The organism is Dyadobacter koreensis (assembly GCF_900108855.1).
Classification (GTDB): domain Bacteria; phylum Bacteroidota; class Bacteroidia; order Cytophagales; family Spirosomataceae; genus Dyadobacter; species Dyadobacter koreensis.
In genome coordinates this window covers 85,710-111,602 of the sequence record NZ_FNXY01000008.1, presented here as the reverse complement: position 1 = coordinate 111,602, position 25,893 = coordinate 85,710, and the positions used below count along the sequence as shown (strand labels likewise).

Here is a 25,893-nt window from a genome sequence, read left to right as displayed (position 1 = left end):
AATGTACGTTCCAATCGGAACGTTTCGTGAGGTCATTTCATGAGTTGTCACCAATAAATTATTTCTATTTTAAGAAAAAAGTCATCCGTCGAAACGAATGACTTTTTAGATCAATATTCTTAAAAAGACCCCGAATTATTCGGGAATAAATGTCAGATAACTAAAATTCTCAGGATTAAACATTTCCTGTGCTATCGATTGTAATTGTTCCGAAGTAATTTCCTGAATCTCTGTAAATATTTCCGGTAAAGAATCCACGCGACCGGTATCAAGCAAACTTTTGGCCATCATCAGCATGAAACTCATATTACTCTCTTCCGACATCGCCAATTGTCCCATCAGCTGGACTTTCGTCTGATGAAGCTGAGAAGTTGTCAATGGAATTTCCCGGATTCTTTTTAATTCTTTATTGATCAAAGAAATACTTCTGGCCAGTTGTTTTTGCTCTGTTCCGAAGAATATCCCTAAAAATCCGGTATCAAGATACGGCGTGTAATTCGCCTCGATTGAATAAACAAACCCGTATTTTTCACGCAAGGATAAATTAAAGCGCGAATTCATTCCCGGCCCGCCAAGCAAATTCACCAACATAAAAAACGGCAAACGCTTATCGTCACCCAGCGCATACGCAGGTTGTCCCATAGCACATTGTGCCTGCGTGATCGAGCGTTCTTTCTCCTGAATAATAGGTGTGTAAAGACCGGGAGCCTGACGAATTCTCGTTGTTTTTTTATGAGGAATATTACCAAGATATTTTTCTGCAACACGAACTACTTTTGCAAAAGGCAAACGGCTTACAGAAGAAACAACAATTTGTTCTGTATCGAGATTTTCATTTATAAACTGGAAAAGCTCTTCGCGCCCAAAGGAATTAACGGTATCCGGTGTACCAAGAATGTTATTCCCAAGCGCGTGATTCGCGAAAACCAGCTGATCAAAGTCGTCCTGGATCGCATCTTCCGGAGAGTCGTTATACATCGACATCTCTTCAATAATCACATTTCGCTCCCGCTCAATCTGTTTGTCCGGAAAAACTGAATGGAAGGCAATATCCGCTAATAAATCCAGCGCTTTGTCAAAATGATCATCCAGAACAGACGCGTGAAAACAAATTTTTTCTTTGGTTGTATACGCGTTAAGTTCACCGCCAACATTTTCAAGACGGTTGATAATATGATATGAACTACGTTTTTCAGTCCCCTTGAAAGCCATATGTTCCCAAAAATGAGCCAGTCCCTGTTGATGAGGCTGTTCATCGCGGCTTCCGATATCAAGCATGATTCCTACGTGCGCAATCTGCGTGTAAGGAACTTGTTTATGTGCAATGCGAATCCCGTTGGCTAAGGTGTGTAATTTATATTCTTCTGTCAGCGCTAATGAGGGGGCTTCGGCATTCACATGTTTACGCATATTATTTCTCTTCATTCCTTATGAACACAAATTACCTGTCAATAATTTTCGGTGATGTCTGCAAAATTACAGACTTTTGTTTGAAAGACATTTTTTTTAGACCCGTCGGCAAAAAGCCTTCTTCTAAAAAAGAAATAAAATATTGAAAATCAATTACTTATTAATTTTAGCTAAATAATTTAATTTCTGACTCCAAGAATATGATTCCCAGGCGCATACTCGTTATTCAAACTGCCTTTATCGGCGACGTAATTCTTGCGACCTCGTTATTGGAGAACCTTCATCAGGGTTTGCCGGATGCCAAAATCGATTTTCTGGTTAGGAAAGGAAACGAAGGTCTTTTTGAAAATCATCCCTATTTAAACGAGGTGCTGATCTGGAAAAAGAAAGAAGGCAAGTTCAAAAGCCTTTTCCAGTTATTAAAACAAATCAGAAAATCGGAATACGACTGGGTTATCAATTTACAAAGGTTTGGCGGAACTGGTATGCTGACGGCGTTTTCAAAGGCTCCAAAGACTACTGGTTTTGATAAGAATCCATTTTCTTTTCTTTTTACCAATAAATTTCCACATAGAATTGAAAACGGAATCCATGAAACAACCCGCAATTTCGAACTGGTAAAAAATGAGATCGCAGGTAAACTTCTAAAACCGAGGTTGTATCCTTCGCCAGATGATTTCAATTTTGTAAAACCATATCAATCAAAATCTTATATCTGTATTGCGCCGGCCTCTGTTTGGTTTACAAAACAATATCCTGCGGAAGGCTGGATTAAGCTTATCAGTCAACTTGTAGATCGATATCAGATTTTTCTTCTCGGCGGGCCAGGGGATAATGAACTAGCGAGGACTATTCAGGATCAATTCCTATCAAAAGAAAACGTCCAGAACTTCTGCGGAAAACTATCATTTCTGCAATCTGCCGCTTTGATGAAATCTTCGGTCATGAATTTTGTCAACGATTCTGCACCGATGCATATCAGCTCATCCGTGAATGCTTCTGTGACAGCTGTTTATTGCTCAACAGTTCCGGAATTTGGCTTCGGCCCCCTGTCTGACAATTCACATATTGTTGAGGTTTTGGAGAAATTGACCTGCCGTCCCTGTGGACTTCATGGGTATAAGGCTTGTCCGCAAGGTCATTTTAAATGTGCAGTGGATATAAAAACAGAACAGTTTCTTGAAGTTCTACCTCAGTAGATTCAGGAAACTGTCTATCTTTTATAATCCAATACTACTTTTCGCGGTACTGCTCGATAATCCGGAACAATGCTTTTTGTTTTTCCAGTTCAGGAAAAAAGTCAAACAACTGTAAATGAGCATCGTAATCAAGCGTCAAAGCAACTTCAAGATTAACCAAAGCCTCGCGGTAATCTCCGGAATGAATCTGATAAACCGCCATACGATAATATAGATCCGCTTCTTCCGGCATCTCATCAATCGCAGCCTGTAAAAGGTCGCAAGCACGGGGATAATTTCCTTGTTCAAAAAGAACGAAGGACCATTTAAGCCAGATATCGGGATTTGATGGTTCAATTTCCGCCGCTTTTTCAAACGCTTCAAACGCAGAAATTACATTTCCAACACGGAATTCGGTTTCCGCCAAAGCCAGCCAGTAATCAGGATTTAATTCTGTGATCTGAATTGCCTTTCTTAAAAAACCCACTGCCTCATACCAGCGTCCAAGCTCGCTGAAACAGATTCCCAGACCATACCAGCCATCATCCCACTGACTATCCAGTTTTACAGCCTCGCGGTAATATTTTATTGCTGTTTCAAACTCACCAAGTTTCTCATAACAAGTTCCCAGACAGCAGCACGTTTCTGTCTGTTTGCCTTCCAGCTCAATCGCCCTGAGATATTGAATTTTCGCCTGCTCATATTGTTCCAGGCTCATGTATGAATTTCCAAGCTGAAAAAAGGCAGATGCAAAATCGTCCTTTACGAGCGTGGCATATTCGTACGCATTCACCGCATCCTCAAAGCGTTCAAGTTTGCTGAACGCGATCCCCAGGTTATACCAGGCATGATGCGAAAACGGATCGCGATCTACTAACTCGTGATAATAAGCAAGATGACTTTCCAGCTCGCCAATCAAATCCAGACAATGTGCGAGCTCGTATAAAGCACTTTCATTATTCAGATTATTGCGCAGCGAAAGCTTGTAATTTAAAATTGCATCATCATATTTACCCCAATTCTGGTAAGTCTGACCGATCTGAAAATAGATTTCATCTTTGTCTTCTACCTTGTTCAGCAAACCTTCCAGAATCGAAATGGCCTCTTCATATTCCCCCATCATATTGGCAATTCCAACCTGCATAAAAGAAATTTCAACGTCTCCGGGATGAAAAAGAGAGGCGCGCTCCAATATTTCCATTGCCAGGTCATGTTCGCCGCGATTGGCATGAAGCTGAACTTTGTTAAGCAATAAATCAAGTGAATATGGAAAATCTGCCAAACCTAACTCGCAAGCCTGATAAGCCTTGTCCCAATCCCCTTTTTCCAAATAATACTCCGTTACTTTCTCGTATGTATCCAAATCGAAAAACTCTGACTCATTGGTTTTCAACATTCTTTCAAACCTGAGCAATGTTTCTTTCATGTAATCTTTTCTTTCCCCGAAGTTTTTCTCCATCATACGAATCAGTAGGTTAGAGTTGAGGGTAAATTTACCACTAACTATAATAAAAGAAAGTTAAAAATAAATCCGGTCTATTCAAATCTTGCCAATTAAACTTTCACTCACCCGAGCGATCGTTTTTTCAATAGGCTGAAACTCAAACCCGATTGCTTTTTTTATTTTTCCGTTGTTATAACGGAATCGCCTCGCACTCGATTGTGCAGTCTCTTTTGTGATCAGCGGCTTCGTACCCATTAACCAGGTACGTATAGCTTCGACCCTCCAGATTACACCTGCTAATCCCGGACCAACTTTGAAAGAAGGTCGTTTTTTGCCCATCGAGTCGGCAATACTATTAAACAAAGATTGATAGGAAATGCTCCCCGCATTCAACAAAAATCTTTCTCCTGTGATATCCGACGAAAGTAATTGAACGACAGCCTTTGCCACGTCCTGGACATCAACATAATTCGCAATACCTTCGGTATAAAATGGTTTTTCCTGGTAAACATATCTGAAAATCTGAGTGCTGCTTTTGGACCAGTCACCCTCACCAAGAATTAACGTCGGATTTACAATCACAGCGTTCAATCCCTCTTCGATACCCCGCCACACTTCCAGTTCCGCCAGGTACTTCGATTTTGCATATTCGGAGTTTTCGGGAGATTCTTCCCAGCGCTGTTCCTCGTCAATAACCATGTCCTGGCCGTCAATGATTTTTCTGGAATCAGGTCGGCCTAGTGCAGCAATACTGCTCACATGACAGAGTTTTTTTATATCCGATTTCAGACAAACATTGACAACATTGGCAGTGCCTTCCATGTTGACTTTGTACATCATTTTCCGGTCTTTGGGAATAAAGGAAACAACCGCAGCGGTATGGACCACATATTCAACCTGCTCCATCGCTTCCTCTAATGACTTGATATCCAATATATCACCTTCAATCCATTGGATATTTTTTTCAATATCATCGAGAAGACTTCTGTCGGAACCTGAACGAACAAGTGCAAAAACAGTATGATTTTCTGCCAAAAGTTGTCTTGCAACGGTGCTTCCAACTAAACCTGTGGCTCCGGTAATAAGGATTTTCATGTATGTAGAACGAACAGTTGTTCACCAAAGTTCGCCGTAAAAACGGACATCTTGATAATCCGCTGCCAATATTAATCGGAATATAATTTTTCCTTAAAATTAACCCTATCGATTTGCCTGTAAACCAGCATTTTATTTTACCAAACTCTTCATCGGATCATAAGCCGCATACCCTTCTTCCACAATCCTCTTTCCTCTCGGAATGTAACTTTCCGGATCCTTAGAAGCCCAGGTTCCCAGACCATCCACGTAGCGATTAAACATGCAAAATGCTGCTGCGATCAAAACTGTGTCGTGTATCTCAGAATCTGTGGCTTCGTGATTTCTTGCCATTTCAATTTGTTCCGGCATGACAAACTTTCCGCCTTTTTGAACGCTTGCCGCAATAGACAGTAAACTTTTCATTTTATCAGAAATCGGAGCATTATCATAATGCTGCTTAACCTGATTTATCAAAGTTCCATCATCTTCCAAATAACATTGCGCTGCGGCTCCGTGTATACTTTGGCAAAATAAACAATCGTTAAGATACGATACATAAGTGGCTATCAACTCCCGATCACCTTTGGACAAATCGTTATCAGTTTTCCTCAATAAGGCCTCAGCCAGTTCATTTAAATGTTTGGCAGTTTCCGGACGGAAAGCCATCAGACCGCGAATACCAGGTAACTGCTCTTCTTCCGGAATTTGGATGTATGCCATTTTTTAAAGAAAGTTGATAATGAAAGTAAAATTTCGGCCGCCCGAAAACAGGCGACCGAGTTAAAAAGTCATGGCTAATAAATTTTATTTTTAATACTTCTCTGTTTTGGGGTGAAAAGTCTGCCAGCTATGCCAGAATTCCTGGTAGGCGTTTACAGGTTTTAAATTGTTTGAAGAATCAGTTGAAATGTTTTTCCCAAGTAAGTTATATCGTTTGTCTGCGCTAAACAGTGTGTCGTTTCTCATTGTGAAAATCTCTTGTTTCGAAGATCGTTGGAAAGCAAAGAAACTTTTGTCATCTGCTGCCAAAACCAGTACTGTCGGAGTATCACCGACTTCGCTATTGATGACTCTTTCTTTTTTTAAACGGTTCCAGTCGAAAGCCTTACTATCTGTATTAATCTGAATTCCAACCACCCACGATTTTTCTTTCCAGGAAAGAGAATCTGTTTTCGTCAGCGTAGACTTTCCTTTCCCACTTTCGTACTTACTCATGGAATCATATTTCATTTGAAAAGCAGGATCAGGCTGCATAATCTGGCTGTTTGGGTGAAGTTTCAGCCATTCGCCCAAAGATGTTTGTGTGCTTCGTACCTCCGGTAATGTTCGTCCTTTTAATGGACCGGCAATGGCTTCGCCATTTGCCTGCCTCCACCAGCTATGTGTTTTCCCATCTTCAAACATGGCGTTGAAGTGATCCATTCCGACTAATCGAAATTCATCTGGCTGATTATTTACAATTGGCTCAAAAACTCTTCCCGTCCTGCAAACGGTGCAATAAGTGACAATGATCGGCTTCCCATTCAATTGATCCTGGACCTGATGATGGTAACCTATAAACTGAATTGGATATGCCTTTGCCTCGCCATTTTCTTCGACGCCGATGACTAATCGGTCTTTTTCAACCTTATTATCGCTGGCGTTTTTTAGCAATAGCATTTTCGGTTGGTAAAACATGGTATCTGCCGCCATTTCAAAATTAGCAGCGTAGGCCACTCCCGCGACCAGCAATATCATCAAAGCCGGCAACCATTTTTTTCTGGTCTTAAGAACAGACGCAGAGCCCAGCAAAATGAGTAACATAAACAAAATCCTGAACGTCCATCGCCATGTATGTAGAAAGTAAGCGAGGTCGATACTGTTCATTCGCTGACTTCCCGGCATGGGCATAATGAAATAAACTTTGGCTATTTCAAAAAGAATAAAGCCGATAATACCGATGTAAAAATATTTTTTCATTTGAAATGTTGATATCCACAAGTTTCATAATTTTAGAGAAACGGACTCGTCAAATGACAAGTCCGTTTGCTTGAATTAATTAACCTATGATAAATTCTTTATAGTTTTATCCGTGTCTCTGCTGAACCAGGTGGCTGTTAAGGCAATCAGAAATGGTATCGAAAAAACCATTAACGCGTTACCAAACCCACCAAGTGTAGCGACCAACGCACCGATAAAAAAGACAGCAGTTGCGGTAAAAAAGCGACCGATATTAAAACAAAAGCCTGTTGCCGTTGCCCTGATGACAACCGGAAATAATTCAGGAATATAACTTGACAGAGCACCCTGGCTAATCCCAAAAAAAAGAGACAGCGCTGCTGTTTCCACGTATACAATGGTACCGAACGTGTGATTGGTAATGAATAAAATCCCGCACATGATGATACAACCGGAAAAGGTCATCATTAAAGTTTTTCTGCTTCCAAAGTTGCGGATCAAAAAACCAGACAGAATTCCACCGGTTATGCCGCCTAATCCCAGAAGGACCATCGTCAGCCCGCGTTGTCTCTGCCCGTCTTCACCAGCGGCAAGCAAAGTTTGAACCCAAGTTGGCAACCAGGAAAAGATACCCCAAAGCCCTATCAGAACAGAACCAAAAATCACTGAGCCGGCAATCAGATTTGGCCTGTTCATTTTGTCAAATATACTTTCAGGATTTTGGGAAGTTTGCGTTTTGGTTGACTGCCAGGATTTTGATTCGTCCGTTAGAAACAAGATCAAAATTGCAACCGCAATTGGAATAATACCCAGTCCAAATGCCGGTCTCCATTCAGCAAAAAGTATGTTTAAACTTCCCGTGGCGACAATACCAATTGGAAAGGAAACTGCAAGAATTCCCAGCATTACCGGGCGAGTCCGTTTTTCCCATATTTCGGAAATATAAACGGTCGATACCAGCAATACTCCGCCCACGCCCATTCCTGTTAAAAACCGAAGTCCCATTAAGACATACCAGTCCGGCACAAATACGACGAGGCAAGTCCCTACGCCCGACAATCCTGTCACTAAGGCGAGCGTTTTCACCCTTCCGATTTTATCACTAATCAGACCAAATAGTAATCCTCCTGACATCCACCCGTACAAAAAAGTCGCATTCACATAAGCACCGATTTCTCCTAATTCCGCCTCTGAAACGCTTCTGTTTAAAAGATCCGGAATGGCAACGGGCAAATAAACCGACATCAAAGTTGACATCGTGCCGCTGAGAATATAACTGACCATACACAAACCGAATGCGATCCGGCTTCTGGCTAGTACAGCACTTTTTGCTTCTTGTAATTCCAGGGTTTCCATAAATATTTTTATAAACCTATCTGAATATTTGATCAAAATTCAAGCTTACATAATACAACCCGCCGACTGCCGGAGAACCATACGCCTGCACGATATATTTATTGGTCAGGTTTGCCGCACCAAGTTTGACGATCGTTTTCAGCGAAGGAATTTTATAGCTGATTTGCGCATCCAGTAAATTGTAAGCATTTATTTTACCCGGACGCATTTCCGTAAAGCTGCCGTACCAATCGAACGAATCCTGCCAATGCCAAGCAATGCTGAACCCTAGATTTTCGGTGACTTTCGGATTACTGAATACCAGATTTGTCTTCCACTCCGGTGTGTTAAAAGCGGGAATATTATTAGGATTTGCGTCCAGAATATTAAAGCTCGCCCAAGTTGCATTTGCATTCAACCGATACGATTTCGGCAAGGAATAGGTAAGTCCTGCGCTTACACCCTGAATTGAAACTTTATCCGTTGCATTCGTATATAACTGAAAAGCCTGAATATTTCCGGCCGGGATATCGCCGGCAGCGGCCACATTTACAGATCCATCTGCCGCAAGAACATTTGAATTGGGACGAATGACTACCGTATTGATAATAAAATCTGTATACTGACTATAATAATAATTCAGGTCAACAAGCAGTTTTTTACCAAACAATCCCTTGTAACCAATCTCATAACTTTTCACTTGTTCCGCCTTGATGTAAGGAACGTCTGACTTTACGAGCTTATCCTTGTTGTTGGCAACCGCTTGCGGGAAAGGCACACCTTGCTGCACTTCTTTTCCAAAAGCAGAACCAAAGGCCGAAACCGATGCAGAGGTAAAAGAATTCTCATACGCATTCTGGCCAAGAGCATTGGATGGCGCTCCGCCAAGAATAATAATTGGCCCTACATTCAATTTGATGTACTGATCACTAATTGTGGGATTACGGAAACCAGTTTGGTAAGAAGCTCTGAAATTATGATCACCAACAGAATAAACAGCGGAAGCGCGTGGCGTAAACCGCCCATCGAAATTTTCGTTTTTATCGTAACGACCAGATAATGTAAGTTTCAAATGCTCTTTAAACAACGATTTTGAAGCTTGGGCGAAAGCACCATATTCATCATTGGTCAGATTTTTATCCTTATCGTCGAATAATGTCCCGCCGGTATTCAGGTAATATTTTCGATAATTTCCGCCAACCTGCAAATTGAAAATTTTAAGCAGCGAACTGAAATCGTACATACCTTCGATGTGCTCCAATTTACATTCACTCAAAATCCCGGCACCGGAAAGTCCGCGTACTTTGATCAGTCTTTCCTTTTCAGCATCAAACTCCTGGCTTCCCGGCAAAACCCGACCGCGATCCGCAAAGGCTCTCGCCGCGTTATTATCTTTTCCGGTCACACCGCTGATCGTTCCGTTGAATGCCGCTGCGTATCTTGTAAACCAGGTTGCATCAGCCTTGTCGGGCGTCACCGTAGTTCCATTCAAATCCTGAACCCAGGTCCGGTTTATCTGCTGTCCGAGCGCACGGGTGTTGTAGGAGTTTGTCGATAATTCTTGGTTTGAATAAGCGCGAATGTAAAAATTGCTTCCTTTTAATTCCAACCGGTGTTGAATTAACTTAAAATCATTGATCACAAACCGGTTACTACCTGTATACTGCGCAGTTCCCTGATTAAAATTCCCCTGATAAATCGCTTCGATTTTATCCGTAATTCTGTAATGAAGCGCGCCATTAAGTTTTAAACTATATACGCCATAACTGGCAAGATCTTTCTCTTCATAACCCGTGCGGGAAACGCGGCCAATCCCAACAAGGCTTTGCGCAACTTCATCTCCATAAATATTCAAAGAATTTTTGCCCGGATTATTCGGACCTCTGTTTTCAACAGGTGTATTTGGGTCGATATCTGTGTAATCATTAGCATACCAATCCGTTCCTTTCAAATAAGAGGCGTTAACCTTAAAGGCCAGTCGGTTATTAAAAGATTTTGCATAACGAATGGCCATATCATACATCGGTTTCGCACCCAGATCCGTGCCGTCTCCGATGTGGTTTACCCCAAATTTTGTCTGAACACTTAATCCCTGATACTCAAAAGGATTTTTTGTTCTTGTATATAACATGCCGTTAAAAGCAACCGGACCGTAAAGTGCCGAAGCCGCGCCTGGAATCAATTCGACACTTTCCACGTCAATATCATGCGGACCGAATAAATTCCCCATAGCGAAACCCAAACCAGCCGGCTGATTATCCACACCATCAACGAGTTGTAAAAATCGACCGTTACCAGTTGTATTAAATCCGCGGGTATTGATTTGTTTGTAAGTCAGGCTGCTGGTGACCATATCCAGCGATTTCATATTCACCAATCCGTCATAAAAATTGGCTGACGGCGTCTGCTGAACACCGCGCATATCCATTTTCTCGATACTGACAGGCGAACGAAGAATATTTTCTTCAACGCGTGAAGCCGAAATCACGACCTGATCTAACTCTTCTGCCGAAGATTTGAGAGAAATATTGATGAATGAATTAGAGTTAATTCTCACCTCCTGGCGATCGTAACCTACGAGTGAAATAATTAAAGTTGTTGATGAAGTTGTTATTTCAAAATTACCTGCGGCATTGGTGATGGTACCGGCAATATTTCCCTTCGCAACCACGGAGGCTCCCGCCAGTGGTTGCTTTGTTTCCAAATCCTGAACCAGGCCGGAAATTTTGGAAGTTTGTGCTTTTGCCAAAGTAGCAGAAAATAAAGCCATTAATAACAGATACAGGTAAAAGTTTCTTTTCATAAATTCAGGGTGAGCAGTTTGGATATCAGATTTTTATTTTTTCAGATGATCATAACCTTGTGGCAGGCGGTTGTAGCCATGGTTGACAATTCGTTCGCCCAGATATTCATAAAATTCCGGGTTTGTTGGCGTCACGCTTGCAAGTCCGTCTACATACCGGTTATACAGGCAAAAGAGCGCTGCGATCAGTACCGTATCGTGAATTTCAAGATCGGTTGCACCTTCTGCTTTTGCGATCGAAACAGCTTCTTCAGTTACCGCTTTTCCGCTTTGCTGAACGAGTTTTGCAATTTTCAAAAGCGCTTTCATCTTGCTGCTGACCGGCGCTGCATCAATATCTTTTTTAACCATCTCGCAGGTAACGGATTCTCCAAGAAGCAAATCAGCTGCGGCGGTGTGTGCTGTGGTACAAAATGTGCATTCATTATTATGGGAAACTACGGTCGCGACCAATTCCCGTTCACCCTGTGAAAGCGTTGAGTCGCCTCGCAATAAAATCTGGGTTAGCTCACGAATCGGATCCGCTGTATCCTGGCTATACTCCAGCAAACCGGTAATTCCCGGCAAATGTGACGGTAGAGGTATATGTGGCATCTATCAGTATCGGTTATAACCTACAAAAGCCATACGTTCACCCATTTCGCGATACGCATCGTTTTCCTTCGGAGCCCAAGTACCTAACCCATCAACATATCGATTGAACATACAGAATGCAGCCGCAATGAGTACGGTATCATGAATTTCCTCATCATTCGCCCCCGCTTCCCGCGCAGTCTGTATATCTTCTTCCAGTACATTTTTCCCGCCTTTTTGCACCTTGGTGGCGATTGCTAATAGTGTACGTAATTTCTGTGAAACAGGAATTGTGATAAAATCCTGTTTGATATCATCAAGCAGATTTACATCACAAGACAAATGCGCCATAGCAGCTGCACCGTGAGAAGTGTGGCAAAAATGACAATTGTTAAGATTAGAAACATAGGAAGCGATCAATTCGCGATCTGCACTTGAAAGAGAAGATGGGCCTCTGAGAAGTACATCCGCAAGTGCACCGAGCGGCTTGGCCGTTTCGGGACGAAAATTGAAAAGTCCGACAATACCGGGAAGCTCCTCATTCGGTAAGGATATATGCGCCATTAAGCATGAGCCATTTATTCAGTCGTAAAACCGACTGATCGAAGTTTCGCTGAAAAATGCGATAACATTCTTGTTTAGAAATAGTTGAAAATTTCAAAATATTTCCTGTCAGCCCAAAGCTGAATGAATTATTGTCAAATGGATACATGGCTTCTTAAAATCACCAAAGTATGGCCATCAGACTTCAAACAGGAAAATGGAATTTCTAAACTAAATCAGGAGGAGGAGATGGAATGCTCAGATAAGCTTGAAGTGCGGCAGAAGAATGGTAACGATCGACAGGATTCGTAGCCTGTTCAGACCATTCCATTAAATAGAAAACATATCTCCTGCTGGATGACATATAATCTTTGAGAAAACTCTTTAGAATTGTTGATGATGATTTTTTCTGTGAATCAGCATTGTCGCCCGCAACTTCATCATTGATATGGGAAACAAGCGTCATGAAACGATCTCTGGCATTCTGGTCAAATTCGCAATGCACATACATCGTGTCATTGATCAGCTGACGGGTTTTCATTTGATAATATTCACCTTCGTGTTCAATTTTACCCTCAGCCGGCTCAGGATTATCCCAGCTTGTCTGATAAGGAATTGAAACCGGAACCTTAATTACAATGTCTTTTGAGTAGGAATGTTTTTCAATAAAATCGCTATTCTCTGCACTCACGGTATACCTTTCCTCCAACAAATAGACCACAGAATAGCCCATCATGTTGTAGAGCAAAAGCCCGCACAGTAATATGGAAAGAATTCGACCCAAGGTTACAAAAGTAAAACTATTACTTATAATTGTACAAATATATGAGAAGCATTAGAATTTCCAAATACAGTTTTATTTTGTACAGGCCGGTTAATTAAATTGTGTACTTAATATACACTTATATTAAGAGGCAAACCGTTTTCACTAACTTTGCAGCATAAACTAAATAAGAGTTAAAATTAATGGCAATTATTGACCCTAAACGCTATACCGTAACGGCAGCATTGATTTATGCCAACGGACCTATACATATTGGCCACCTTGCCGGATGTTACGTCCCAGCCGACATTTACGTTCGTTATTTACGCTCTAACGGCAAAGATGTTGCGTTTATAAGCGGAACAGACGAACATGGTGTACCAATTACGATTCGTGCAAAAAAAGAAGGACTTACACCTCAGCAGGTTGTAGATAAATATTACACACAGATCGACGAATCTTTCAAGCAACTTGGAATTTCCTTTGATATTTATTCCCGGACCAGCAAGAAAATTCATCACGAAACTTCACAGGAAATTTTCAAGGACCTTTACGATAAAGGTGTTTTTATTGAGGAGACCACAGAACAATATTACGACGAAACGGCACAACAATTTTTAGCTGACCGTTACATTGTGGGCACTTGCCCGGTTTGCGCAAATCCGAATGCATATGGTGACCAGTGCGAGCGCTGCGGATCTGCATTAAGTCCGACCGAATTAATTGAGCCGCACTCCATGCTTTCCGGAGCAAAACCTGTAATGCGCCCGACGACAAACTGGTTTTTACCATTGGACACTTTGCAGCCTCAGGTTGAAAAGTACGTCAATAGTCATCCCGAATGGAAAACAAACGTGTTGGGACAATGTCAATCCTGGCTGAAAGAAGGTTTGAAACCGCGCGCCATGACACGCGATCTGGATTGGGGAATTCCTGTTCCGGTTCCAAACACAGAAGGGAAAGTTCTTTATGTATGGTTTGAAGCTCCGATCGGTTATATTTCTGCAACCAAAGACTGGCTTATCCAGAAAAATGGTACAGATGAAGGCTGGAAAAAATGGTGGCAAAAAAATGAAAATGGCGCCGAAGAAACCAAGCTTGTCCATTTTATTGGAAAAGACAATATCGTTTTCCATTGCATCATTTTTCCGGCTACAATTATTGCGGAAGGAAATCTTGTACTGGCGGATAATGTTCCTGCCAATGAGTTTATGAATTTGGAGGGCGACAAGATCTCTACGTCGAGAAACTGGGCCGTTTGGCTTCATGAATATCTGGAAGAACTTCCCGATAAGCAAGACGTGCTGCGTTATGTCCTTACTGCAAGTGCTCCCGAAACAAAGGACAGCGAATTTACCTGGAAAGATTTCCAGACACGTAATAACAGCGAACTGGTAGGAATTTTTGGAAACTTCATCAATCGTGCGGTTGTTCTGACGCAAAAATTCTGCGACAGTAAAGTGCCGGCCGCTGGAGAACTGACTGAAACAGATCAGGCCGTTTTGGATGAACTGGCTGCTTTCCCTGCGAAGATCGGTGATGCGATGGAAAATTATCGTTTCCGTGAAGCTCTGACTTTTATTATGGACCTGGCTCGTTTGGGAAATAAATACCTTGCGGATACGCAGCCGTGGCATGTTATCAAAACGGATCCGGAACGTGTTAATACCATCATGAATATCGCTTTACAGATTTCTGCATCACTTTCAATAGTATCGGAACCTGTTCTTCCTTTTACTGCTGAAAAAATTCAGAAGCAGTTGGGCGTGACAAGTAAAAACTGGCTTGATGCTGGAAAACCCGACTTATTGGAGGCAGGACAGCCAATCAGCGAAGCAGGCTTGCTTTTTGAAAAAATTGAAGATCATGTAATTGAAAAACAAATCCAGAAGCTGCATGATGCCAAACGCGCAAATGAGCTGGAAGGAAAAGTTGTGGCACCTGTAAAAGCAGAAATCCAATACGACGATTTCGCTAAAATGGATATCCGAGTGGCAACGATCGTTGAGGCGGAAAGCGTTCCGAAAAGTAAAAAGCTTTTAAAACTGAAAGTAGATATCGGCAGCGAACAACGTACCGTTCTAAGTGGAATTTCTGAACATTTCAAGCCGGAAGAAATTATCGGTAAAGCTGTACTATATCTTGCCAATCTTGCCCCGCGTAAAATGATGGGTATGGAAAGTCATGGAATGATTCTGATGGCAGAAGATAAAGATGGAAGTCTGGCTTTTGTTCAGCCAGGAAAAAATGTATGGAATGGCGGAACTGTTAACTGATCCTTCGAAAGATTTATATAATAATAAACCCTGCCGTGAATAGCGGCAGGGTTTATTATTATATCTGAATTAATATTTTTAGGATTCAAATTCTCTCTTTAACTTATCGTAGACTGCATTTACACGCTCAACCAGCACACGGCATTCGGCGTCTGACATATTTTCAATCGTATTGGTCACAGCATTTGAAACAATTCTCCCCTCTTCATTGATCTTCGCACCTAGTCTCTTTGTCGCTCCCAAAATATTTTCCCACTCCGGCATAAGATCTTCTGAAAAATACTTAGGCTCAATAATGTTGAAATATGCTGCCTGAGATTTAAGTTGATCTTTTGGCTGTTCAGCAGAATCAGAAATGCGAAGACCTTCTGCCAACTTCGAAAGTTCGATATAAGCAAAGATGTTAGATTTTTTCATAACGTTGTAGTGAATTATTTTGGAGGTATTTTCTACACGAATATACACATATCCAAATTTATTTGTTTAACCATTTAATCAGGTTAATTGTATCTTAACATTAAGTATTAGATGGATACAATCTTTTCACATCATTAGGTATTTCACAAGCCTTAAAACTGATAAAAATCAGTCTTTTTATTTAAAGAACGCATCCTTTGGCAATATTATTGGATAACAAAAATGCCTCACAAAAAATCTGTGAGGCATTTTATAATCTATTTCTTTTCCTTAGCCGGTTACCAGCGCTCAATATCCACTTTTCTGCGAAAATCATCTTGCTGGTGATTGAATGGAAGAAAAAGGACTAATTGACGTTTTGACTCGTCGTATCTTGCCGTGATATTATCCGCATCAACACCATCAGGTATTGTCAGCGTACTGATAAAACGAATTGTTTTCCACTGTTCTTCGCTGTCTTCGTTTTGTGCAAATATGGGTAGCAGATGATATAACCGCATTTTATTTTTCACAATTTCAAGTTCCAGATCATGCGAATCAATACCAGGTGCTTTTACTGTAACCTGATAGCCATCTGTACCTTTTTCGAGGTGTACAACCGGCTCGCTCATTCCTCCGTTAATGCTATTCGTAAAGTCAATATGCATTAACATTTCCCGTGGTATTTTTATCTTGCTATCCATGGTGTTCCGCGTTTTGTATTTACTTAGTTATAGACTTAACAAAAACTTTTGTACCAGAATTTCAATCTTGAAATCAAACTGCATTAAAAAACTCGATAAAATAAAATAAATCATTGATTTTAAGTACATTACAAACAAAATAGGAAATATAGAAAAATTTCAATTTCAATATCCTTTTTCCCGATACTGACATAATAACAGCCCGGTTAAATCCAAAATGCCATTATGTCCTCATATTCTATCTTTCTTATAGACTCAAAAACATTGTAAAGGTTTAAATACGTTATCCGGTTTTCTTCAAGATGATTCTATTGTATATACGGTTTTTTTAACCTTAACGATCATTGTGCCCCAAGTCTCGATCCGGAGCAATCTGGTCGCGAACACGCTGTTTCATTTCCTTTGGCTCAGGGAAATGGCCTTCGCGTTTACGATCCCACAACAGAAACTCATTCAGCTTGATGGTATATCTGCCGGCAACTTCGGACGGAATCAGGGTTACAGCATGTATATCATCTGCAAAAGTGGTTAGCAATTCCTGCGCCATCCAGGCAGAGCGTAATAACCAGCCGCATTTAGGGCAATATTCTATCGTAATCGTGGGTTTCATCTTTCAGGTTTTTTGATAAAGTTAGTGACAGATTTTTTCCCGAAAGACGTAAATTAATAAGCAGCACCCAAAAAGTATAGGAGCTATTATAGCTCGGAAGCAGGTAGTATTCCAACATTTCTGGCGACAACTTCCCTTTTTGTTACAGTTGTGATGTCAAATTTGTGAGTAAAACTTCTCTCTCCATCCAATAATTCGAAAGTGTATTGTCCATCCAGAAAGGTGGACAGATCAAACAATTTCTCATACTTTTTATAAACAAGTACTTTTTCAATAAAAAGTAAATTTCTGTTGTGATCGCTGATACGCACGAGAACCCGGTCGGTAGCAGGCCAGTTATAGGTTAACTGAAATTTCATCGGCCGAACCTGCATGACATAGAAATCCGAATAAAATGCGGCATCGTTTCTCTGATCAGAAATCTGGGCAAAAGCAACAGGACAAAAGAAAAAGAAACTAAGGAAGCAAAACAACGATAAGAATTTCGAAGAAATATTTTTCATAGAATACAGGTTTATTTACATAATAGAACTGATACTACTCAATAGAAATAAAACTATAAAATATTGAAATACAAGTCAATAGATAATTTACATGATTTTAAAACATTGCAACACAACCAAGCTTAATCTTAGAATTGTCCAGTAATTATACTTTCAGTCATGAAGATTATTGCTATAATGCAAAACGAAAAATCCGGGATGAATATTCATCCCGGATTTTGATACTAAACCTAACCTCTAAACCTAACAGTATGCTGAGAAAATATCTTTCATGGCTGATATAAAGGTAGAGTATCAGATTATTGGATTTTAGCGTGAATATCCCCGATTTTGAGATCGGGTAAATTGCATTCCTCAAAGTGGTAATATCCCCCGTTCTCATACGTAGATTTACGTGTTTTATTTAAACAAATGAGTTTAACTAATTAATAATCAATAAATTAGTTAAGGATATTCATTGACATCATTTATGCTGTCTTGCCAATGCATATACTTAGGATTAATTTTACGTATTATTATTTTTTTATTAACTCTTTCCCTTTTTCAACCACTCTCATGGCAAAGTTTACAGGTAATGAAGGCAGACTTATTTCCTCACTTGCGGCAAAAGCGTTGATGGAACCGCATCAGGCAAAGGAGAAATCAATTTATGAGCGAGGAGAAAATTATATCAAAGCTGAATTTTTCGGAATTAATACTTTTAAAAAATTAATTGAGCCGCTTGGTGATAACTGTGTAGGCTTTCGGGTATATTATGGGGCACAGGACGAAGACCATGAGGGCCCTGAGCCTGTATTCGGAAAAGGCAAACCGACGTCAAGGCTCGTAATCGTGCCCGTTGATGCTAATGGCAGAGATATTACCAAAGGAATGGGGCATAAAGATATGCCTGCCGACGACGATGCGATGGCGGGAGGTCCGACCTGCCCTTCTCATTGCTAGATATTATTATTAATCGAAACGTGAATGTTTGAGGGTTATTTATCTTTCTGTCAAAGACAGCCAATCGCAAGTGTTTCCGTTTTCATCACCATTATCCCAATAGTAGTGATATGGTATAGACGAGCCTTTATTGACCCAGCATTTAAGCTGCTTTTCGTCTATCTAATTTTAAAATTATGCATTGACCTGGTAATGTTTCATTACGCATCCATAAGAGTAAATAATATTTTATACTACAATATCGGCGTCCCCATTCGTTACACGCTTTTAAGTGGTATGTTCTATTATAAAATGGATATGAAGATTTTTAAAACTGGCATCTTGATATCCGTAGGTCTGTTCATATTATTTTTTATTTGGGATTTTTTGCACGTTAATCCATTACTTTCAGATTTGCATAATCATCGTATGGTACTTTATGCAACCACTCTGGAAAGCCTTTTAATGCTTTTTTGGGTACTTTTGTTTTTTCACCAAACAATTCAGGCGCTCAAAATCCCTAACATATTGACGTTCCCTTTCTTTTGGGTATGTTCAGGTTTATTGTTGTATTATTCCACCACCCTTTTTATTGCCCCAATTTTGAGTTATACTGAAAAATGGAATAATAAAATCGATATAGGTTTTCTACAGCATATCCCTTATATTTTCGAAAGTATCTCAATGATACTTTTTGGTGTCGGTACTTGGATCTTTTCTGTGCGGTATTATGCTCGAAAGTGATGAATTAAAGTGGGCTTTACTAATTGCAACTATGGCAATGTTAATGATGGCATTTTTTGTGATCCTTTTCGTTATGTTCTATCAGAAACGTCAATTGTCACAAGAAAAGAAACTTCGCGAAGTTGAAAAAGACTATCAGCGTCTGCTGCTCGATACTGCCTTAAACTCCGAAGAAACGGAACGACGCCGTATTGCGCAGGATCTCCATGATGATATCGGGACTATGTTGTCGCTTACCAAACTTAGCTTAAACCAACTCAGCAAACTGATCGTCGACAGTGGAGTAAAGGAGGATCAGATTATGCGAAAATCCCAATCGCTTTTGGAGGAAACCATTCTTCATGTGCGCCGGATTACACGCGATCTGGTACCTACTACACTAGAAAGGTTTGGATTGGCCGCTGCCATAGAAGAATTTATCAGCAAACTTGAAGAGGATAACAACTTAAAACTTTCTTTTCATTCCAATACAGAAGATGCTCCTCGCCAAAGTCAGAAAGTTGAACTTACGGTCTACCGGATTATGCAGGAACTTGTAAACAATTCGATCAAGCATTCGCAATGCTCGCAGATTGAAATTAACTTGCAGATCAATAGCAAAATAATCAGACTTCTGGTTACCGACAATGGTATCGGGTTTGATCCTGAGATGATTAAGGAAAATAACCTGGCAGGCCTGGGCTTGCTTGGAATAGAGAGCCGGCTGGCGATCGTGGATGGAACAATCACTTACGAAAAACCTGTAATAGGCGGCTGTAAAGCATATGCCCAGATACCGGTAGTACCTGCCGCCGCGACTAAACCAGAACCTTTACATCCATTTCGCCGAGAAAAAGCGATAATTTAGCAGTATGAAAACCTTGAAACTTGGCATTGCAGACGATCATGAATTATTCAGAAAAGGATTTATTTCCATGCTGAGTAATATCCCTGATTTTGATTTCGTGCTGGAAGCGGCAAATGGCCAGGAATTGCTTGACAAGCTTCCCGGAAATATGCCGGATATCGTTTTCATGGATCTGCAAATGCCAGTTATGGATGGAATTCAGGCGACAGAACTTGCTTTCGAACGATTTCCTGACATTAAGATTATCGTCGTTTCGATGTATAACGAAGACCGTTTTGTCATTCACATGCTGGAAAAAGGAGTTCAGGGATATCTGCTAAAAGATACCAGCCCGGATGAAGTTGAAAAAGCAATCCGACGTGTATCAGAAGAAGGATTCTACTATAATGATTTTGTCTCGAAGGCTATGCACCGGAAGATGGTGAACCGCCAGCCTAACAAGCATCCCTTTTTTCCAAATTCCTCAAATGTGGCTCTTTCCGCACGTGAAAAAGAAGTTCTTCAACTGATTTGCGATGGATTATCGACAACAGAAATAAGCGATAAATTATTCATCAGCATCCGCACCGTTGAAGGCCATAGACTGAGGGTATTAGAAAAGACAGGCACTAAATCCACTGCCGCCGCTGTCGCATTTGCTTATAAAAACCAGCTTCTTTAATAGTTTTCAGGTATTACCATTTATTGCGTAAAAGTATTTTTTTGCGCTGGGCTGCCCATTATAAATCTTGCTGTAACTTTTACATTCCACTCATTTTATTTTTATCTTTCGAAACCGTACCGACAAAGTACGTACACCAGGAATGGTATGAATTGCCAGCATTCAATCATCCAAAATTCTCTCATTCAATCATTAACAGATGAAAGTACTTATCGTTTGTACCAACCACAACACCTACCCGACTAAAACAGGAAAAACAGGATTATGGCTAAGCGAATTGACTCATTTTTATGATTTAATGACAGCCAGGCGAGTTTTGGTAGATATTGTAAGTCCAAACGGCGGGGCCATTCCAGTGGATGAGCGAAGTATGGATTTAAAAGATGAAATCAATCAGAAATATCTTACAGACCCTGTGTTTCTCTCCAAGTTTGAAAACTCCTTAAAACCGTCCGATATCGAAGCGCGGGAGTACCGTCTTATCTATTTTACAGGCGGCAATGGAGGAATGTGGGATTTCCCGGACAATACCGAGTTACAAAATATTACAAGAAGGATTTACGAAAACAACGGTATGGTCACCGCGGTGTGTCACGGCGTAAGCGGATTGTTGAATGTGCAGCTCTCTGACGGAAATTTTCTTATCCAAGATAAATACGTGACCGGATTTTCTCATGTTGAAGAGACACTGATGAGTTTTGTCAGCGAAGTGCCGTTTCATCTGGAAGACAGGCTTAAGGAGAGGGGCGCGCATTATACCAAAGCGATGATTCCATTCGTAGAATTTATCGAAATGGACGAAAGATTGATTACGGGACAAAATCCAAATTCCGCAAGAAAAGTAGCTTCAAAAGCTCTGGAAGAGTTATTTGAAAAATAAAGAGAGCGTTCAAAGATTAGGTTTGAACGCTCTTTTGTTAAATATATTTCTTAAAGCTGCTTTTCAAAAAGTGCTTTGAAAGTCGGCAGAATAATATCCTTTTCAGAGACAATCGGATTTTCAACGCCCCAGTCAATTCCCAAATCCGGGTCGTTCCATAACAGGCCCGACTCAGCTCCTTTGTTATAAACATTTGTGCATTTATAACTAAAAACAGAATCTTCCAATGCTACAAAACCATGTGCAAAACCTTCCGGGATGTATGCCATATTGTTGGTATCACTTCGTAATTCAAAAACCTCGTGTTTCCCGAATGTTGGAGAATCAGGACGAATGTCCACTGCCACATCTAAAACCCGGCCAGAAATAACCCGAACAAGTTTTCCCTGAGCAAACGGTGCGTTTTGGAAGTGCAGCCCTCTCACAACGCCTTTTATCGAAAATGACTGGTTGTCCTGAACAAAGTTTGTTGGCAAGCCAAGTTTTTTAAACAATTCTTCATTGTACGATTCAAAGAAAAATCCTCTGTCGTCCTGAAAAACGCGTGGGAAAATTTCAACTAAACCGGCAATAGATGTTTCACGGATCTGCATAATGACTTTTAAAATTACCCTTTTTAAGATTGTAACAATTTAATGTGCGCTCAAATTTATGAATCTATTTGCAGACGTTGTAATTTCGGCACATTATTTCGAAATAACATGACATACGAAGCGCTTTTTGACCAAATTTCCCAAAAGAAATCCTACCTCTGTGTCGGCCTTGATACCGATATACGTAAAATCCCTGCTCATTTGCAAAAAGAGAGCGATCCAGTTTTTGAATTTAATAAGCAGATTATTGACGCCACAGCAGATTATTGCGTCTCATATAAACCAAATATCGCTTTTTATGAAGCCCTGGGCGCGAAAGGATGGGAAAGTTTGCAAAAAACGGTTGAGTATATTCCAAAAAGCCACTTTACTATTGCCGATGCAAAAAGAGGTGATATCGGAAATACATCAGGACTTTATGCCCGTACGTTTTTCGATCCGTCTTCCTCGGGTTTGAATTTTGATTCGGTTACGGTCGCGCCGTATATGGGAAGCGATTCGGTAACACCGTTTCTTGATTTTGAAGGAAAATGGGTAATTCTTTTAGCGCTAACATCTAACGCAGGAGGATCTGATTTTCAAAGGCTTGAAACCGATGAAGGCTTGTTATACGAACAGGTTTTGAAAACTTCACAAACCTGGGCAGGACATGACCGAATGATGTATGTGGTTGGCGCAACGCAAGCACATGATCTTGCCAATATCCGCACCATCGTTCCTGAGCATTTTTTACTCGTTCCGGGTGTAGGTGCACAGGGTGGAAATCTCGAAGAAGTGTCTCGTTATGGTATGAACAAATCTTGCGGACTTCTTGTGAACGCTTCTAGAAGTATTATTTATGCCAGCAGCGGTCTGGATTTTGCTCAAAAGGCAAAGGAAGAGGCTCAGACGCTGCAAAAGGAAATGGCTATTTATCTTGACGAGTATTGTCAGTAATCAGTTTCAGTTTTTACAACATTCATTTTTGGTACTATACAATATAATTTCCCAATGCATCTTTCAGAACAAAATTCATATACGATACAAAATATTGACCCAATTCAGCTTGTTGAGCAGTACGGAAGTCCACTTTATGTTTATGACGGCGGCACAATCCGTCGTAAAACCCAGGAATTACAAAACGCTTTTTCTGGTATTAACATGAAAATTAAATTTGCCTGTAAATCCAACACCAATCTGGCTATTTTACGTTTAATGCGTGAAATAGGTGTTGAATTAGATGTCGTTTCAACAGGTGAACTTGAAATGGGTAAACTGGCAGGATATGATACCGGACAAATCACTTTTACGCCGAGCGGAGTGCCCTTTCATGAAGTAAAAACGGCGGTTGAAGCAGGTGCTATTGTAAATGTTGACAGTATTCCTTTGTTGGAATGGTTTGGACAGACGTATGGAAATACAAAACCATGTCTGATTCGTCTGAAGCCAAATGTAGCAGCAGGCGGCAACATCAAAATCATGACAGCGCATGCTGATTCCAAATTCGGAATCTCAGTGTTGCTTTTAGATCAGATTCTGACAGTTGTAAAAAAATACGATATTAAAGTCATTGGTTTACACCAACATACAGGTTCCGACATCAAAGATGCCGAACCATTTTTGCAGGTAGCAGATATTGTTTTTGAAGCTGCTTTGCAATTCCCAGACCTTGAAATTATTGACTTGGGCGGAGGTTTTAAAGTTTCTTACAAACCCAATGACCCAATCACAGATATGCAGCTTTTGGGGAATAAAATTTCCGAACGTTTCAAAAATTTCTGTGAAAAATATGGACGTGAACTACAATTATGGTTTGAGCCAGGGAAGTTTTTGGTAAGCGAATGTGGTTATTTATTGGTAAACACTACCGTGGTTAAAGAAGATCCCGCGCGCACATTTGTCCATATAGACTCTGGTTTAAATCATCTGATAAGACCTATGATGTACGGTTCTTATCACCATATTCTGAACATTTCAAATCCGGCAGGAGAGAAAAAAGACTATACAATAGTTGGCTATATCTGCGAAACGGATACGTTCGCAACCGACCGTCCGTTGCCAGAAGTACGTCAGGGAGATGTTCTGGCATTTTTAAACGCAGGTGCATACGGCTTCACCATGAGCTCAAATTACAATGCCCGCTTCCGCCCGGCAGAAGTTTTAATTGATAACGGTGTTGCAAAACTCGTTAGAAGACGCGAAACTTTGGAAGACTTGCTGCTTACACAGGTCGGTTTCACAGAGTAACACGGAGTAAAAAAGAGTGCCGCAGAGTTGACAATAACTGAAACTCTGCGGCACTCTTTTACCTCCCAATCCTCTGCGTAACTTACCCTATTTTCAAGTGGAAAGATTTTGCTTTTGTCAAAGCTTCATATCCAACTTTTGATAGCGTAACCCCCCTACCAGAGTTTTTAACACCGGTCCAGGCAAGAGCAGGGTCCAGATAATCACAGCGGTTCATAAACCACGTTCCGGTTTCAACCTGCGCCCCTATTTCCAAAGCTGCGTCAATATCGTTTGTCCAGATAGAGGCCGTCAAGCCGTATTGACTGTCATTCATTAGTTGAATCGCTTCCTGATCACTTTTCACCGACATAATTCCAACAACCGGAGCAAAAGTTTCTTCCGTCATCACCTGCATGGTATGATTTACATTGACCAGAACCTGCGGTGCCATATAGGGAGTACCTTCTTTATGAGCGGGAAAAAGTGAGGTATCAATTAGGGCTTTCGCTCCCTGACTCACGGCTTCATCAATTTGTTTTTGAGCAAAAGCAGCAGCGGAAGTTCTCACCATTGGGCCTAAGGTTGTATCAGTGCTAAGCGGATCACCCAAAGTGTAGGTCTTTGTTAGCGCGACGAATTCCTCAACAAACTTTTCATAGACATCTTCATGAACATAAATCCGTTCAATACCACAACACGACTGGCCGGAATTAAAGAATGAACCGTCCACAAGATTTTCGACCGCATCGGCAAGGTTAGCATCTGCACGAACATAGGCCGGATCTTTACCGCCCAATTCCAGTCCGCCCACAATAAACCGTTCGTTAATTGATTTCTGAACCGCGTGTCCTCCTTCTACGGAACCTGTAAAGGCAACATACGACGTACGAGGGTCAGCAATAACCGTTGCCACTTGTTCGTGGCTTAAATGTAGATATTGAAAAACACCATCCGGCAAACCTGCATAAGCGAACGCTTCGGCATATCTTTCGGCGCAAAGTGGTGTTTGCTGAGCATGTTTTAAGACAACTGCATTTCCCGCCATAATTGCCGGAATAACAGAATTTACAGAAGTCAGGTAGGGATAATTCCATGGAGCAACTACAAAGACAACACCCACCGGATCACGCCTGATAAACCGCTTGAATCCTGCTATTTCCTCAACCTCAACATCAGCCAAAGCTTGTCCAGCAACTGAAATCATATATTTTGCCCGTTCCTGAAATCCCCTGCGAATCTCATTGGCGGTATAACGAACCGGACGGCCCATTTGCCAGGTCAATTCTAAACCTATTTCATCTGCGTGATCGAGAAAATATTCAACCGCTTTGAGACAAAAATCGGCGCGCTCTTCAACCGTTGTTTTTTTCCATTTTTTTTGCGCTTCGGTCGCTTTTGCCAAAGCATTTTCTGTCATTTCGTCTGTTGCCAAAGGCCGTTCAAGATACACGGATCCATCGACCGGACTGATTGTTTTTTGCATAAT

The 25,893-nt window shown here is 40.9% G+C and carries 24 protein-coding genes; 8 read left to right on the top strand and 16 right to left on the bottom strand.

From position 1 onward, the window contains the following. Positions 1-135 precede the first annotated feature (135 nt). Complete coding sequence (locus BMY70_RS23845) at positions 136-1,425, bottom strand: M16 family metallopeptidase (protein ID WP_090339125.1); 1,290 nt, start codon at positions 1,423-1,425, stop codon at positions 136-138. A 185-nt stretch (positions 1,426-1,610) separates the two neighbouring features. Between BMY70_RS23845 and BMY70_RS23840 the strand changes: the two genes are divergently transcribed. Further along, the gene (locus tag BMY70_RS23840; protein WP_090339122.1) at positions 1,611-2,609 is read left to right on the top strand and encodes a glycosyltransferase family 9 protein; all 999 of its coding nucleotides are present in this window, start codon (positions 1,611-1,613) and stop codon (positions 2,607-2,609) included. Between the two features lie 34 nt (positions 2,610-2,643). Here the strand turns inward: BMY70_RS23840 and BMY70_RS23835 are convergent, their stop codons facing one another. The 9 genes from BMY70_RS23835 to BMY70_RS23795 form a co-directional block, all read right to left on the bottom strand. Further along, positions 2,644-4,050 (bottom strand): tetratricopeptide repeat protein, encoded by a 1,407-nt coding sequence (locus BMY70_RS23835; protein ID WP_090339120.1) that lies wholly within the window; start codon positions 4,048-4,050, stop codon positions 2,644-2,646. A gap of 78 nt (positions 4,051-4,128) precedes the next feature. Next, positions 4,129-5,127, bottom strand: coding sequence for an NAD-dependent epimerase/dehydratase family protein (locus BMY70_RS23830; protein ID WP_090339117.1), 999 nt, complete (start codon positions 5,125-5,127; stop codon positions 4,129-4,131). 132 nt (positions 5,128-5,259) lie between these two features. Continuing rightward, on the bottom strand, positions 5,260-5,829 hold the full coding sequence (locus tag BMY70_RS23825; protein ID WP_090339114.1) for a carboxymuconolactone decarboxylase family protein: 570 nt from the start codon (positions 5,827-5,829) through the stop codon (positions 5,260-5,262). Positions 5,830-5,919: 90 nt separating this feature from the next. Continuing rightward, positions 5,920-7,068 (bottom strand): DUF3179 domain-containing (seleno)protein, encoded by a 1,149-nt coding sequence (locus tag BMY70_RS23820; RefSeq protein WP_090339111.1) that lies wholly within the window; start codon positions 7,066-7,068, stop codon positions 5,920-5,922. A gap of 84 nt (positions 7,069-7,152) precedes the next feature. Then, positions 7,153-8,403, bottom strand: a complete 1,251-nt coding sequence (locus tag BMY70_RS23815) for an MFS transporter (protein WP_090339105.1) — start codon at positions 8,401-8,403, stop codon at positions 7,153-7,155. Between the two features lie 16 nt (positions 8,404-8,419). Further along, positions 8,420-11,185: a TonB-dependent receptor gene (locus BMY70_RS23810; protein WP_090339103.1), complete on the bottom strand. Its 2,766-nt coding sequence runs from the start codon at positions 11,183-11,185 to the stop codon at positions 8,420-8,422. 33 nt (positions 11,186-11,218) lie between these two features. Then, positions 11,219-11,779 (bottom strand): carboxymuconolactone decarboxylase family protein, encoded by a 561-nt coding sequence (locus BMY70_RS23805; RefSeq protein ID WP_090339099.1) that lies wholly within the window; start codon positions 11,777-11,779, stop codon positions 11,219-11,221. Between the two features lie 3 nt (positions 11,780-11,782). Further along, positions 11,783-12,322 (bottom strand): carboxymuconolactone decarboxylase family protein, encoded by a 540-nt coding sequence (locus BMY70_RS23800; protein ID WP_090339097.1) that lies wholly within the window; start codon positions 12,320-12,322, stop codon positions 11,783-11,785. Positions 12,323-12,527: 205 nt separating this feature from the next. Beyond that, a complete protein-coding gene (locus BMY70_RS23795) occupies positions 12,528-13,085 on the bottom strand; it encodes a hypothetical protein (RefSeq protein ID WP_229209750.1) in 558 nt (185 codons plus the stop codon). 182 nt (positions 13,086-13,267) lie between these two features. Between BMY70_RS23795 and metG the strand changes: the two genes are divergently transcribed. Further along, positions 13,268-15,340 (top strand): methionine--tRNA ligase, encoded by a 2,073-nt coding sequence (gene metG / locus BMY70_RS23790; protein WP_090339091.1) that lies wholly within the window; start codon positions 13,268-13,270, stop codon positions 15,338-15,340. Between the two features lie 78 nt (positions 15,341-15,418). Here metG and BMY70_RS23785 read toward each other — a convergent pair whose 3' ends face one another. The 4 genes from BMY70_RS23785 to BMY70_RS23770 form a co-directional block, all read right to left on the bottom strand. Next, the gene (locus BMY70_RS23785) at positions 15,419-15,757 is read right to left on the bottom strand and encodes a hypothetical protein (protein ID WP_090339088.1); all 339 of its coding nucleotides are present in this window, start codon (positions 15,755-15,757) and stop codon (positions 15,419-15,421) included. A gap of 278 nt (positions 15,758-16,035) precedes the next feature. Beyond that, a complete protein-coding gene (locus BMY70_RS23780; RefSeq protein ID WP_090339085.1) occupies positions 16,036-16,440 on the bottom strand; it encodes an Hsp20/alpha crystallin family protein in 405 nt (134 codons plus the stop codon). Between the two features lie 334 nt (positions 16,441-16,774). Continuing rightward, the gene (locus BMY70_RS23775) at positions 16,775-17,050 is read right to left on the bottom strand and encodes an Rdx family protein (protein WP_090339083.1); all 276 of its coding nucleotides are present in this window, start codon (positions 17,048-17,050) and stop codon (positions 16,775-16,777) included. Between the two features lie 86 nt (positions 17,051-17,136). Beyond that, the gene (locus BMY70_RS23770) at positions 17,137-17,553 is read right to left on the bottom strand and encodes a hypothetical protein (protein ID WP_090339081.1); all 417 of its coding nucleotides are present in this window, start codon (positions 17,551-17,553) and stop codon (positions 17,137-17,139) included. 555 nt (positions 17,554-18,108) lie between these two features. Here BMY70_RS23770 and BMY70_RS23765 point away from each other — a divergent pair. The 4 genes from BMY70_RS23765 (at position 18,109) to BMY70_RS23745 (ending at position 21,606) form a co-directional block, all read left to right on the top strand. After that, positions 18,109-18,495, top strand: coding sequence for a hypothetical protein (locus tag BMY70_RS23765; protein WP_090339079.1), 387 nt, complete (start codon positions 18,109-18,111; stop codon positions 18,493-18,495). Positions 18,496-19,204: 709 nt separating this feature from the next. Then, the gene (locus BMY70_RS23755) at positions 19,205-20,065 is read left to right on the top strand and encodes a sensor histidine kinase (protein ID WP_090339073.1); all 861 of its coding nucleotides are present in this window, start codon (positions 19,205-19,207) and stop codon (positions 20,063-20,065) included. A gap of 4 nt (positions 20,066-20,069) precedes the next feature. Beyond that, a complete protein-coding gene (locus BMY70_RS23750) occupies positions 20,070-20,726 on the top strand; it encodes a response regulator transcription factor (RefSeq protein ID WP_090339071.1) in 657 nt (218 codons plus the stop codon). Between the two features lie 199 nt (positions 20,727-20,925). Then, complete coding sequence (locus BMY70_RS23745) at positions 20,926-21,606, top strand: type 1 glutamine amidotransferase domain-containing protein (RefSeq protein WP_090339069.1); 681 nt, start codon at positions 20,926-20,928, stop codon at positions 21,604-21,606. 50 nt (positions 21,607-21,656) lie between these two features. Here BMY70_RS23745 and rfbC read toward each other — a convergent pair whose 3' ends face one another. After that, positions 21,657-22,199 (bottom strand): dTDP-4-dehydrorhamnose 3,5-epimerase, encoded by a 543-nt coding sequence (gene rfbC, locus BMY70_RS23740; protein ID WP_090339067.1) that lies wholly within the window; start codon positions 22,197-22,199, stop codon positions 21,657-21,659. A gap of 108 nt (positions 22,200-22,307) precedes the next feature. Here rfbC and pyrF point away from each other — a divergent pair, with 108 nt between their 5' ends. Further along, positions 22,308-23,135 carry an orotidine-5'-phosphate decarboxylase gene (gene pyrF, locus BMY70_RS23735; RefSeq protein WP_090339063.1) on the top strand — a complete coding sequence of 276 codons (828 nt, stop codon included), beginning with the start codon at positions 22,308-22,310 and terminating at the stop codon, positions 23,133-23,135. A gap of 54 nt (positions 23,136-23,189) precedes the next feature. Beyond that, positions 23,190-24,425, top strand: coding sequence for a diaminopimelate decarboxylase (gene lysA / locus BMY70_RS23730; protein WP_090339061.1), 1,236 nt, complete (start codon positions 23,190-23,192; stop codon positions 24,423-24,425). An 82-nt stretch (positions 24,426-24,507) separates the two neighbouring features. Here lysA and BMY70_RS23725 read toward each other — a convergent pair whose 3' ends face one another. Beyond that, a complete protein-coding gene (locus BMY70_RS23725) occupies positions 24,508-25,890 on the bottom strand; it encodes an aldehyde dehydrogenase family protein (protein ID WP_090339059.1) in 1,383 nt (460 codons plus the stop codon). Positions 25,891-25,893: the final 3 nt, after the last annotated feature.